Origin of the sequence: Daejeonella sp. (assembly GCF_030695525.1) — a bacterium.
Lineage (GTDB): Bacteria > Bacteroidota > Bacteroidia > Sphingobacteriales > Sphingobacteriaceae > Daejeonella.
Genome location: NZ_JAUYSS010000047.1, coordinates 159,006 through 172,694, shown reverse-complemented (window position 1 = coordinate 172,694; position 13,689 = coordinate 159,006). Strand labels below are relative to the sequence as shown.

Below are 13,689 nucleotides of genomic sequence, written 5' to 3'. Positions count from 1 at the left end.
ATAGATAAACCTCAGCATGCCAAATTTTTCGTAGATTTATGTTCTTCGGCTATTATCCAGCCGAAACAAATCAAAACAAATCTATTTAAACAATAAAATGAATTTCCTTTCTCATTTTTACTTTGACAGGCACAGCGAAGACCCGCATCTGGTTTTGGGTGCAGTTTTGCCGGACCTCCTGAAAAATGCAAGGAAAGACTGGAACCTGCATCCAGAACGGAATGCAGAGCTGTTCAGCAGCAATTTTGAAAGTTCCATACTGAAAGGCTGGAGACGGCACATGATTGTTGACCGCCAATTTCATAACTCAGGGTTCTTCGCAGAACATACTGCATGTATTAAAAAAGCAATCATCCCTGCTTTAAAAGATTCAGTGGTACGCCCCTCATTTTTAGCACATATCTCTCTGGAACTGATGCTAGACAGCACACTGCTAACTGAGAACCACATTCAATCGGTAGACTTCTATTCTCATTTAAGACAATCGGACAGGGAAGCAATTGACAGATTTCTCAAACTGAACCGAATTGATGATACGACGCAATTTTTCAATTTTTTTGATAAGTTCATTCAATCCAACTATCTCGAGACTTATCGTGAAAGCCACAATGTCATGTATGCATTAAACAGAATTTGCATGCGGATATGGAAAGACCCGCTTAATAATAGCGAAATACTGGCACTCAGAGATATCCTGAATGAATATCACCAAAATCTGCTTGGAAACTATATGGAGATTTTTGAGGAAATAAACGGGAAATTAATTGACAGTTGACAGTTGACAATTAGGAATATGAGTTCATTGTAAAATTCTGCCAAAAATTCAATCTATACGAGAATAAACAACTCTTTTTAAGTAAAATAGTCAATCTCAACCCAATTTGTTCATTGTCAATTATCAACTGTCAATTATCAATTGAATAAATTATCTTCGCTTCATGTCACTTTTCGAAATCAAAGAACGCATTGAAAGCCTTGTCAAAGAGCTTAATGAGCATAATTACAAGTATTATGTGCTGGCACAACCTGTAATTTCTGATTTTGAATTCGACAAAAAGCTGGAGGAACTGACAACGCTTGAGAAGGAATATCCGGAATTTCTGGATTCTGAATCCCCTACCAGAAAGATTGGTGGCGACATTACCAAACAATTTCAAACCGTAAAACATAAATGGCCCATGCTTTCGCTGGGTAATACATATAATGAACAAGATCTGAAAGATTTTGATGAACGGGTACACAAGGCTATCGGCAGCAATTTTGAATATGTATGTGAACTCAAGTTCGACGGACTTTCCATCAGTCTCAGTTATGAAAACGGCCATTTAATCCGAGCTGTTACCAGAGGTGACGGAACACAGGGGGATGATGTGACCAATAATGCCAAAACCATACAAAGCATTCCCAAGGTGATCAAAGGAAGCGGATTTCCTGAATCATTCGATATCAGGGGAGAGGTTTTTATGCACCGTGCCGCATTCGACAGGCTGAATAATGAACGTATTGAAAATAATGAAATCCCTTATGCAAACCCAAGAAATTTTGCCTCCGGAACCTTGAAAATGCAGGATTCAAGTGAGGTAGCAAAACGACCTCTGGATTGTTTCTTATATTTCCTTTACGCAGATAAGCTTATTTACAAAACCCATTGGGACAGTCTGGAAGCCGTTAAAAAATTAGGTTTTCATGTATGTGAGCACAGCAAATTGTGCAGTAATATTGAAGATGTGCTTGAATTTGTCCATTACTGGGATGATAAAAGGTTCGGTTTAAGTTATGATATTGACGGGATTGTGATTAAGGTAAATAATTACAGTCAGCAGCAGGAATTGGGCTTTACCGCAAAATCACCTCGCTGGGCCATTTCCTATAAATATAAAGCCCAGGAGGTAGAAACCATACTAGAAAAAGTTACTTATCAGGTTGGCCGTACAGGTGCAGTAACCCCTGTTGCGAACCTGAAACCGGTACTGTTGGCCGGAACTACGGTCAAACGGGCAACGCTTCATAATGCCAATGAAATCATACGTCTTGACCTTCATGAGGGGGATACAGTATTGGTCGAAAAAGGCGGGGAAATCATCCCGAAGATCATTGCAGTAAACACCTCCAAACGATCCCCTAATGCCTTGAAAATTTCCTATCCGAATACTTGCCCTGAATGTGGAAGTAACCTGCAGAGAAAAGAAGGGGAAGCAGTTCACTATTGTCCAAATGATGAGGGCTGTCCGCCACAGATAGTTGGTAAAATGCAGCATTTCATCAGCCGCAAGGCGATGAATATCGAAGGTCTGGGTCATGAGACTATTGAAGCCTTTTACAGAAAGGGATTTATCGAACACATCTCCGACCTGTACCTGCTTCATGAAAAGGAAGATCAGTTAAAAGAGATTGAGCGTTTTGGGGAAAGATCGATCCGTAATATGCTTGAAGGGATTGAAAAATCGAAACAAATGCCCTTCGAAAAAGTACTTTTCGGACTTGGGATACGCTATGTTGGCGAAACCGTAGCAAAAAAAATTGCAGCGCATTTCAAAGATATTGACAGTCTGATGAATGCCAGTTATGATGAACTCATTTCCGTTGATGAGATCGGAGAAAGAATCGCCGAAAGCATTATCGAATATTTTAAAGAACCCCGCCATAAAGAACAGATCGAAGCACTGCGCATCCATGGGCTTCAGTTTGAATCAGTTCAGAACACAATTGAACTTGCAAGCAATAAGCTGGAGGGTAAATCATTCATCATTTCAGGTGTATTTGAAAAATATAGCCGCGATGAACTGAAAGAGCTGATTGAAGCAAATGGCGGAAAAATTTTAAGCAGCATCTCGGCGAAATTAAATTATTTGGTTGCAGGCGAGAACATGGGGCCTTCCAAGCTAGAGAAAGCTGTAAAGCTTCAGATTCCAATTATTTCTGACCAGGAATTAGTCGAAATGCTGCAATAATTTTGCGATAATAGCCTTTTATTCGCAAAATCATTTTAATATTGAGCCATTCAGCTTAAATTAGCAGAGTTTCTATTGGATAAATAAAGTATAATGAACAAATTTCATGGAACAGGAGTAGCCATTATTACTCCATTTAAGGCAGATCGGTCTGTTGACCATGCCGCTCTCAAAACTGTAATCGACCATTTAATTAATGGTGGTATTGAGTATATTGTTTCATTGGGTACAACCGGTGAATCAGCTACCCTCAACAGTGAAGAAAAGCGTGCGGTATGGGACACCACAATCTCCCATGTAAACTCAAGGGTGCCTGTGGTAGCCGGGATTGGAGGGAATAATACCTCCGAAGTATTGAATGATCTGAAGAAATTTGACTCAAAGGGATTTGACGCCATTCTTTCTGTTTGTCCTTATTATAATAAACCTACACAAGAAGGAATCTATCAGCATTATAAAGTAATTGCCGAAGAGAGCGTTCTGCCAATTATTCTTTACAATGTACCTGGAAGAACCGGGGTTAATATGAGTGCAGAAACCACCCTCAGGCTTGCACACGATTGTAAAAATATCATTGCGATGAAAGAGGCATCCGGCAATTTTGATCAGTTTAACAAGATCATCAAGGATAAGCCTGAAGACTTCCTGTTCATTTCTGGAGATGATGCTATTGCATTACCACTGATCTCTTTGGGCGCAGTTGGTGTTATTTCTGTGATTGGGAATGCCCTGCCCGGAATATTTTCAACAATGGTTCGAATGTGTCTGGATGGGAAATTTATTGAAGCACAGCCCCTCCATCACAGCCTGACTGAATTTACATCACTATGCTTTGCAGAAGGAAATCCGGGAGGAGTTAAATCTGCTATGAATATGATGGGAATTTGCGGGGATCATATGAGACTGCCTCTGGTCAAAATAAGCGAAGCAACCGAGAACAAAATAAAAACCCAACTGGAATTATTAAACCTGCTTTAGAAAAATTATACTTGAACAAAAAAGGCCCCGCCAAAAGCAGGGCCTTTTTGTTCGAATTGCAAAATTATTTTTTCTTAGCAGCTTTTGCCGCTTCCTTATTCTTCATAGTCTGAACCTCAAGACGAATAGCCTGAGCCAGGTTCTTTAAATCTTGCATTCCTTTTCTTACACGAGTACCGGCAGCGCTGTTAGCCTTACTGTAGAACTTCTCAGCATCCGCTTCCAGTGATTCGAACAAATTTTTTGCTTCAGTGAATTTTTTCATGTTTTTACTCTTTTAGTTTTGAGGTTAGTATTGTTTACTATTAGCTAATGTAAAATGTTTTTTTCATATAAAGAACAGTTGAATTAAATAAAACCTTGCGTTTTTAGCGTTTTTTTCCACATTTCAGACAGTTATGCACAATATTTTCACTTTTAGAAATATTAATTCCTTATAATTCAACGAATTACAAATTATACCTAAAGAAAAATGCCCTTAAAAGCTATCTAAGGGCATTTTTGTTCAAAATAAATATGGATCCACGAAATCAAACCTGAAGCAGGAATTAGACTCCGACAGAATTTTTTTCTTTGTAATGCCCCTTCTTTAATTTTTCTGCAAGCTCACTATAAGCATCCAGTGTACGATTCACATCTTCTATGCTATGCAGTGCTGTTGGAATAAGACGAAGCATAATCAAACCTTTGGGAATAACAGGATACATGACGATTGAACAGAAGATACCATAGTTCTCTCTCAGGTCCATGGTGATAGCAGTTGCTTCCTGAAGCTCACCCTGAAGAATAACAGGTGTAACCATCGTATTGGTTACACCAATATTAAATCCTCTTTGCTTCAAGCCATTTTGCAGACTGGTAGCAATAAACCATAATTTCTCTCTCAACTCGGGCTTACTCTTCAACAATTCCAGCCTTTTCCTTAAACCAATCACCATAGGCATTGGTAATGACTTCGCAAATGTTTGCGAACGCATATTATACCTAAGGAAATTGGTAATCTCTTCTGTTGAAGCGATGAATGCACCTATTCCTGCCATAGACTTCGCAAAGGTTCCGAAATATATATCCACACCATTGATACATCCCTGCTCTTCATGAGTTCCTGCACCTGTTGGTCCCATCGTTCCAAAACCGTGTGCATCATCAATTAAAAGACGGAAATTGAATTTCGATTTCAAATCTACAATTTCTTTCAGTTTTCCTTGTGCACCCGACATTCCGAATACTCCTTCTGTGATTACCAATATCGCACCACCTGTATTTGCAACCCATCTTGTTGCCCTTTCAAGCTGCTTTTCAAGGCTTTCCATATCATTGTGGGTATAAACAAAACGTTTCCCCTGATGAAGGCGAACCCCATCAATAATACAGGCATGTGATTCGGCATCATAAACGATTACATCATGTCTGTCAATCAATGCATCAATTGCAGACATGATCCCCTGATAACCATAGTTTAATAAGAAAGCATCCTGCTTACCTACAAACTCAGCCAGTTCCCTTTCCAGTGCTTCATGATGATTTGAATTTCCTGACATCATACGGGCGCCCATCGGGTAAGCTAGTCCGTATTGTGCAGTTGCATCTGTATCAGCTTTACGAACTTCGGGGTGATTGGCCAGTCCGAGGTAATTATTCAAACTCCATATGAGGTGCTCTTTACCTCTGAATATCATATGTGGACCTATTTCACCTTCTAATTTTGGGAAGGAGAAATAACCATGGGCCATTTTCTGGTGCTGGCCCAGAGGTCCCATATTTTTCGAAATTTTATCAAATAAATCCAATTGGTCTAATTTTATATTAAGCGTCTATTTGCAGCAAAGTTAATATTTAGCAAGATGATTCACAATATTAGATGTGTGATATGAGATTTGAGATCTGAGATATGAGATTTGAGATAATAGAATAGGATGCTACTGCCTGATTCAGGTCTTTTCGTGACCCTATTGGGTCCCTGATTTAACACAAAAAGACAGGAATTGACCTGTCTTTTTGTGTTAGTTATCTGTTTTCAGTTACCTGTTGTCTGTTACCTGTTGTCAGTAAATAGTACTAAATGTGAATGAAGTCTTAATCTCCCATCTCAATACTCTCTAATCAATACTCAATCAACGTTATCATGCAAAAATGAATTATTAGGCCTGATCTCCGTGATTCCCTCCTCAACACTCAGAGTAAAACGGGATATCTGAGACTCTGAAGAATGAGGAACATCAGTAAGTGACATTTGCTTACGTTTGTAAGCCGGTTCGTTCTCAAGTTCCTGTAATCCATTGGTTGTACGCAATTTCATGCTCAAATCCTTCAGGCGTAGAATTCTTTCTTTCGACTTACGCAGTTGTTCTTCTATAGATTCATCTGTTTTATTCTCGTCAGGATTAAACACTTGTTCAGGGACCTCATCCTTCTCAATTTCGGCAACCGGTTCAACTTCAACCCTGATTTTTTCAGTTTTGATCTCAAAATCAAATGAAGGTTCAACCGGTTTTGTTTCCTGAGTAACGGGAATTTCATCGCTCAAAGTGTGACGGATAAGATTAGCATCCTCAAGCCTTTCCTCCTGTACTTTTGGAGCGCTTTGAAAGTAACCTGCAAAAAGATCAACCTGACTTTCTTCCCTGGTTTTTAGTACAGGCACATTTAGCTCTTCATTTTTTAATTCAATGAAGGTATTTTCTTGAATAGGCCTGACCATTGGCGCCTGCTCGGGAGTCAGAAGTGATACTTTACGTACCTGACTCTTTTCAACCTCACGCTCCTCCCTGGTTTGAAATCCGGTAGCAATAATAGTTACTGAAATCTTTTCACCCAGTCCTTCATCTGTACAGTTACCCCAGATCAGATCGGCTGCAAGTCCGGCTTCCTGCTGAATGAAATCAGTTATAATACTCACTTCATCCATGGTCACTTCCTTATCTCCCGAACTGATATTCAGCAGGATATAACGTGCCCCTTCAATTTCATTATCTTTGAGCAAGGGTGATGCCAAAGCACCTTCAACTGCCCTTAATGCTCGATTTTCGCCTTCAGCAGCATAACTTCCCATGATGGCTACACCGCTTTCTTTCATCACAGTACGCACATCTTTAAAGTCAACGTTGATGTATCCCGGAATAGTAATAATCTCGGCAATACCCTTGGCTGCAGTTGTTAAAATATTATCAGCCTGTGCAAATGCAGAACCCAGCGTAAGGTTACCAAAAATCTCACGTAAACGATCGTTAGAAATCACCAGGTAAGAATCCACATACTTTTTAAATTCTTCCAAACCCTCTTCTGCCTGATTCTTCCTGCGCTTTCCTTCAAATGAGAATGGTGTTGTAATGATACCTACGGTTAAAATATCCATTTCCTTGGCAGCTTTGGCAATGATCGGACTTGCACCGGTACCGGTACCACCGCCCATTCCGGCAGTAATGAAAAGCATTTTAGTGTTGGTACCAAGCATCCGCTTAATATCATCGATATTTTCAATGGCAGAGTTCTTACCTACCTCAGGTATTGATCCTGCACCCATACCTTCTGTTAAGCTTGCACCTAACTGAACTTTATTGGGTATGGGACTCAGCTCCAGAGCCTGCGCATCAGTGTTACATATTATGAAATCAACACCTGTGATTCCCTGACGGTACATATGGTTTACCGCATTACCGCCGCCGCCACCAACACCAATTACTTTGATGATCGATGACTTTTCTTTTAACATTTCAAACTGCATATTCTTAATTATCAGTTGGGTAAATCTTGTTCATTTTTAGACAGTTTACACTGTAAAACTAGCCAATTTTCCACGGCGCTTTTCCAGGATCCTGCGATTGTGGGAAACTCCGCCATTGTGGAAAATTAATTTGTATAATCCTCATCTTTGATATCATCCTTAATGAATTTGGTACTTGATTGCAATATCCATTCAAACATTCCCTGTCCTTTTTTGGGTTTCTGGACAGCCTTGGTTTTTTCAACCGGAGCACCCACAGACACTACTGATTCCTCAGCCAGTTCTGCCTTCTGTATACCCTTGATCAGCAGGCCAATACCGGTTGCATACATCGGACTTTTTAATTCATCATACACATTTTTAGGAAGCACATCGTTCTTCGCCAAATGTTCGTTCGGATAACCAATACGGCTATCAAGTCCGGTTACAAATTCAACAAGCTGAGGCAAATGCTTAAGTTGAGCCCCACCACCTGTAATTACGATTCCGGCAATCAGCTTTTTCTCATATCCTGAGGATTTGATTTCATAATAAACGTGTTCGATAATTTCTTCCATTCTTGCCTGAATCACGTAAGCAAGATTTTTTACCGATATCTCTTTAGGCTCTCTGCCGCGAAGGCCCGGAACACAGATAATTTCATTTTCCTTATTTTCCTCTGCAAGTGCAGAACCAAAACGGGTTTTTAATAACTCGGCCTGATTACGCATTACCGAACATCCCTCCCGAATATCTTCTGTTACGCTATTACCTCCGAATGGAATAACCGCTGTATGACGGATGATTCCCTCATGGAATATAGCCAGGTCGGTAGTACCACCACCAATATCGACCAGTACCACTCCGGCTTCTTTTTCTTCCTCACTCAGCACCGACTCAGACGATGCAAGTGGTTCAAGGATCAGTTCCTGCGTTTCAAGTCCGGCATTCCCAACACATTTCAGAATATTTTTCACTGCACTCACATGTCCGCTAATAATGTGAAAATTGGCTTCCAGGCGAACGCCTGCCATCCCGATTGGGTCTTTAATTCCCGGTTCATTATCTACGGTAAATTCCTGAGGCAACACATGAATAATCTCCTCACCCGGAGGCATCACCAGTTTATACATGTCCTCGATTAGCTTGTCAATATCCTTTCGCTGAATTTCGGTATTCAATTCTTTACGGGTCAGAATACCCCGGTGCTGAAGACTCTTGATGTGCTGACCGGCAATCCCAACATTCACAATCTTTACATCCACATTTGATTGGGCACTGGCTTCTTCAACTGCAAGTATGATGGCCTGTACGGTTTTTTGAATATTGGAAACTACTCCACGGGTAACTCCTGCAGATTCGGCTTTACCCATACCCAAAACTTCGATTTTACCATGTTCGCTCCTGCGGCCAACGGTAACACAAATCTTAGTCGTACCGATATCCAAACCGACAACTATTGGTGAATTTTTGGCTGAAGCTGAGTTAATTTGATCCATATTCTTTGTATTAATTTTTATTAGTTCTGAGTTTCTGTTATTGTACTATCGACAACCTGCTTACTGATGTCGAGCGTGAGTCTAGTGGTATCAATGATATTCTTTTCGCAAACAATCTGATTAGCGTATTTCAGATTAATTGTTTTATAGGTATCCCATCCTACTTTGGGTATCGCCTTTTTGTAAAAGACCAGTAGGTTCCTGAATTTGGTCTCTATGGAATCCGCACTACCCAAAATAATTTTATGGCCACCAACCCTCGGGACCATTTCAATGTCGCCCTTTAGATCTACATATAACTGTTCTATCTGATTATCCCATAAAGTATCACTTCTAATAAATAGAGCAGTACGAAAAAGATCTCTGGCCATCTTTGTTTGGAGTGTATCCACCCGACCGTTGAAATCTTCCTCTATCAAGCCGCTTGCTACCAGCACCTTTGCAGTATAATTATCAGAAAGCGGTATTTTATTTCCATTGCCATCGATATAAAAATGAATATTTGCCATATTCACTACTCTCAGAACCGGCTTCCTTTGCCTGATCTGTACATGTATTACTCCGGTCATATCCACGTACACCTTTGCAAATTCGATGAAAGGATTTGCCCTCAGCGCATTCTCAAGCTTATGAATATTGATATCATTCAGATCCATTCCAACCATAGCCCCGGCATTTTCCATAAGGATATGGTCCACCTCATCCCGTTCAATGAAATTATACTGACCGGGCAGCAATACCTTTACATCCTTGCATTTTAAGTCACTTTTCTTTATCTCTATAAAACTCATCAGCGTTATCAGGCCCCCCAGGCTGACCAGCCATAGGAAACTAACTAAAATTGCTCGCCAATTAATTTTCTTAAGCATTTGTTAAAATTTCTTTCAATGGTACAATGAGGGTGTCGATATCACCGGCTCCTACTGTTAATAATAATTCAGGTTTTTGCGACCTGATATAATCCAGTGTTTGTTCTTTTGATAATATCTGCTTCGCTTCAATACTTACTTTATCCAGAATCATAGCTGAGCTAACCCCTTCTATCGGCAGTTCTCTGGCGGGATAAATATCCAGCATGATAAGTTCATCTGTCATACTTAAGACTTCCGAAAAACCCTCGGCAAAATCCCTTGTGCGGGTAAACAAATGTGGCTGGAATATTGTGGTTAGTTTTTTACCCGGATACAGCGTTTTTACAGCTTGTATACAAGCCCTTAATTCTTCCGGATGATGGGCATAATCATCAATGTAAATATGCTTCTGCCCCTTGAGAATATATTCAAAACGCCTTTTCACACCTAAAAAACTAGCCAGTGCCCTTTTAATTTTTTCAGGATCGATACCCAGATGTAAGGCTACTTCAATTGCAGCAACAGCATTTTCAATATTATGCAGGCCGGGTAAGCCGAGTTGAATATTTTCAATCACGATATTCTCATTCTTGAAATCAAAATAGAAGCTTCCGTCCTGCACTTTCACGTTGACTGCCTGAACATCCGCCAGAACATTTGCTGAATAGGTTTTTCCACCTTTAAGGTCGAGTCCCTTTTTGAAGATTAATCTGCCGCCATCTTTGATCTGAGAAACAAATTGCCTGAAAGATTCTACAAGGTGTGATCGATCACCGTAGATATCAAGATGATCGGCATCCATTGAAGTAACTATAGCAACATCTGGAAACAGGGTGAGGAATGAGCGGTCAAACTCATCAGCCTCTACCACCATGGTATTATTATCACCAAAGAGCACATTTGAATCATAATTCGTAGCGATTCCACCTAAAAACGCAGAACAATCGTAACCGCTATCCTTCAGAACATGGGAAATAATGCTGGAAGTAGTGGTTTTACCATGTGTGCCCGCAACAGCGATGGTATACATCCCTTTGCTGATGATACCCAAAACTTCAGAGCGCTTTTTAAGAGTAAAACCTCCAGACCTGAAATAATTCAATATTTTAGAATCTTTTGGAATTGCAGGAGTATAAATGATCAGGGTTTCAGGATCATTTTCCAGAAAACTAATTTTCAGATTATCTTCCTCATCCTGATAAACAACTGAAATACCCTCATTTCTCATAGCTGAAGTAAGCGGAGTAATGGTTTTATCATAACCACAGACCACACATCCGCGCCTTTTAAAATAACGGGCAAGACCGCTCATACCGATGCCACCGATACCAACTAAATAAACCCGTTTAATATTTTCCAATTCCATACTTTGTATAAAAAATCCCCCCTAATCTTTGGCAATCCTTAACACTTCTTTGGCAATCACTTCATCCGCATCAGGCAAAGCCATCTTTGCTATGTTATCAGAGAGCGCCTGGCACTTTTCTTTATTATTAATAAGTAATAAAGCAATATCAAGCAGTTCAAGTTCGGCCACTGAATCTCCAACCAGGATAGCTGCATCATTCTCAACCAAAGCGATTGCATTCTTTGTCTGATGATCTTCAGCCACATTTGGCGAAGGAACCAGGATTACTGGTTTTTTAATGGCACACAATTCGGCTATGGTTCCTGCTCCTGCCCTTGATATCACCAGGTCAGCTGCTGCATAAGCCAGATCCATACGATGCAGGAATTCAAGCACTTTAATATTCGGGTGCTCTTTCCCCTTCATTTGTTCCATTACAGCCTGATAATAATATTTACCTGTCTGCCAAATCAACTGCACATCGGCAGCCAGGATCTTATCCAATCCGGAAAACATACTCTTATTCAATGTACCTGAACCAAGGCTACCTCCGGTCATGAGGATTGTTTTTTTACGCGGCGAAAGACTCAATAATTCTGCAGCTGCAAATCGCTTATTCTCAATATCAACTGCATCCTTCCTGATTGGATTTCCAGTGATTCTTATTTTCTCTGCAGGAAAGAATTTTTCCATTCCCTTAAATGCGACACAAATGAGTTCCGCATTCTTTCCCAAAATCTTATTGGTTATTCCCGCAAAAGAATTCTGCTCCTGAATCAGATAAGGTATTTTCATTTGTGAGGCTGCATACAATAATGGCCCGGAGGCATAGCCACCAACACCTACAGCAACATCAGGCTTAAAATCTTTAATTATTGATCTTGCCTTCATCACACTTTTCAATAGTTTATAAGGCAGCATAACATTTTTAAGGATTGAGCTGCGCTGAAATCCCTGAATATCCAATCCAATAATTTTGTATCCGGCAGCAGGGACTTTCTCCATTTCCATTCGCCCATTGGCCCCAACAAAGAGAATTTCTGTACCGGGATCAATTTTTTTGAGCGCATTCGCTATTGCTACAGCCGGAAATATATGTCCACCTGTACCGCCACCGCTTATGATCACTCTTTTTCCCATTTATTATTTTCTTTGAATTAGCTTAAAAATCATAATTGATCCATCTATTATCCCATTGCAGGTATTTCACCGATAATTACTTTTTCCTTAGCCTTATTTTTCTTTTCCTCAATATCCCTGCTCACGCTCAGTATGATCCCGAAAGCAACACTGGTGAATAGAATTGATGTCCCACCCATACTGACCAGCGGCAGCGGAACCCCCGTCACCGGACCCAGTCCCACTGCCACGGCCATGTTTGCAAATGCCTGAATAGTCAGGCTGAAACTTAATCCGGCTGCCAGCAATGCCCCAAATGCCTTGGGACTTTCGGTCACAATCAACACACATCGGTATAGAAAAAGCAGGTACAGCAATACCAATCCGACTCCCCCAACCATTCCGTATTCCTCGATGATCAAGGCAAATACAAAATCTGAATAGGGATGCGGCAGGAAATTACGCTGGGTACTGTTTCCTGGCCCCTTTCCAAAAATTCCACCTGTTGCTATCGCAATTTTAGCCTGATTGGCCTGAAATGCTTTATCAGGATCAGCCTTTTCGGGATGAATAAAAGTATCTATCCTCGACATATAGGTCTTTCTTCTCGGCCCCAGCATCATCACCGCCCCAAGTAGAATCACTCCGGCAAGACATACAATGGAGATCTGCTTGATACTGATTCTACCCATGATCAATAAGAGAATACTAACACCAAATAACATTAATGCTGTTGAAAGATTAGCTAGCGCAATCAATAGGAATACCACACATACTGCGGCCATAATCGGCAAAAATGCCTTTTTAACATCCTTAATATTTTCCTGTTTCTTACTCAGAGTTCGTGCCAGAAAAGTAATCAGGGCCAGTTTTGCCAAATCCGAAGTCTGGAATGTCTGATTGATAATTGGAATAGTTACCCAGCGACTGGCCTCGTTTACACTTGCTCCAAATAACAGGGTATATGCCAATAAGGGAATCGTGATAACCATCAACACTTTAGATATTCCGGCATAATAGCGGTAATCAAGCAAATGTGAAAAATACATCAATGCAATACCCCCAACGATCATCACCAGATGTTTGATCAGAAACTGCTCTGAACCAATACCCTTCTTGTAAGCAAGCGTTCCGGTTGCACTATACACAGCCAGCAGCGACCATACTGAAAGTAAGATCACGATCAGCCAGATCCAGCGGTCGCCTTTTGTTTTGCTTATTAGTCTTTCCATTGTTTAGT

At 40.5% G+C, this 13,689-nt stretch carries 11 protein-coding genes; 3 read left to right on the top strand and 8 right to left on the bottom strand.

The window, feature by feature from the left end:
- Window positions 1-97: 97 nt before the first annotated feature.
- The 3 genes from Q8S11_RS10945 (at window position 98) to dapA (ending at window position 3,929) form a co-directional block, all read left to right on the top strand.
- Entirely contained in the window at window positions 98-775 is a 678-nt protein-coding gene (locus Q8S11_RS10945; RefSeq protein WP_305662133.1) for a hypothetical protein, read from the top strand.
- 163 nt (window positions 776-938) lie between these two features.
- A complete protein-coding gene (gene ligA / locus Q8S11_RS10940) occupies window positions 939-2,951 on the top strand; it encodes an NAD-dependent DNA ligase LigA (protein WP_305662132.1) in 2,013 nt (670 codons plus the stop codon).
- A gap of 93 nt (window positions 2,952-3,044) precedes the next feature.
- Window positions 3,045-3,929 carry a 4-hydroxy-tetrahydrodipicolinate synthase gene (gene dapA, locus Q8S11_RS10935; RefSeq protein ID WP_305662131.1) on the top strand — a complete coding sequence of 295 codons (885 nt, stop codon included), beginning with the start codon at window positions 3,045-3,047 and terminating at the stop codon, window positions 3,927-3,929.
- A gap of 64 nt (window positions 3,930-3,993) precedes the next feature.
- On the opposite strand, the gene Q8S11_RS10930 is transcribed toward dapA, so the two are convergent.
- From Q8S11_RS10930 to Q8S11_RS10895, 8 genes are all read right to left on the bottom strand, one after another.
- The gene (locus tag Q8S11_RS10930; protein WP_305662130.1) at window positions 3,994-4,194 is read right to left on the bottom strand and encodes a histone H1; all 201 of its coding nucleotides are present in this window, start codon (window positions 4,192-4,194) and stop codon (window positions 3,994-3,996) included.
- Window positions 4,195-4,477: 283 nt separating this feature from the next.
- A complete protein-coding gene (locus tag Q8S11_RS10925; RefSeq protein WP_305662129.1) occupies window positions 4,478-5,719 on the bottom strand; it encodes a pyridoxal phosphate-dependent aminotransferase family protein in 1,242 nt (413 codons plus the stop codon).
- Between the two features lie 320 nt (window positions 5,720-6,039).
- The gene (gene ftsZ / locus Q8S11_RS10920; protein WP_305662128.1) at window positions 6,040-7,653 is read right to left on the bottom strand and encodes a cell division protein FtsZ; all 1,614 of its coding nucleotides are present in this window, start codon (window positions 7,651-7,653) and stop codon (window positions 6,040-6,042) included.
- A gap of 125 nt (window positions 7,654-7,778) precedes the next feature.
- On the bottom strand, window positions 7,779-9,131 hold the full coding sequence (gene ftsA / locus Q8S11_RS10915; RefSeq protein WP_305662127.1) for a cell division protein FtsA: 1,353 nt from the start codon (window positions 9,129-9,131) through the stop codon (window positions 7,779-7,781).
- 20 nt (window positions 9,132-9,151) lie between these two features.
- Window positions 9,152-10,000: a cell division protein FtsQ/DivIB gene (locus Q8S11_RS10910; protein WP_305662126.1), complete on the bottom strand. Its 849-nt coding sequence runs from the start codon at window positions 9,998-10,000 to the stop codon at window positions 9,152-9,154.
- Window positions 9,993-11,348 carry a UDP-N-acetylmuramate--L-alanine ligase gene (murC, locus tag Q8S11_RS10905; RefSeq protein ID WP_305662125.1) on the bottom strand — a complete coding sequence of 452 codons (1,356 nt, stop codon included), beginning with the start codon at window positions 11,346-11,348 and terminating at the stop codon, window positions 9,993-9,995. Before murC ends, Q8S11_RS10910 begins: the two co-directional genes overlap by 8 nt.
- A gap of 21 nt (window positions 11,349-11,369) precedes the next feature.
- Window positions 11,370-12,470, bottom strand: coding sequence for an undecaprenyldiphospho-muramoylpentapeptide beta-N-acetylglucosaminyltransferase (gene murG, locus Q8S11_RS10900; RefSeq protein WP_305662124.1), 1,101 nt, complete (start codon window positions 12,468-12,470; stop codon window positions 11,370-11,372).
- A gap of 47 nt (window positions 12,471-12,517) precedes the next feature.
- Window positions 12,518-13,681 carry an FtsW/RodA/SpoVE family cell cycle protein gene (locus Q8S11_RS10895; protein WP_305662123.1) on the bottom strand — a complete coding sequence of 388 codons (1,164 nt, stop codon included), beginning with the start codon at window positions 13,679-13,681 and terminating at the stop codon, window positions 12,518-12,520.
- Between the last annotated feature and the right edge of the window lie 8 nt (window positions 13,682-13,689).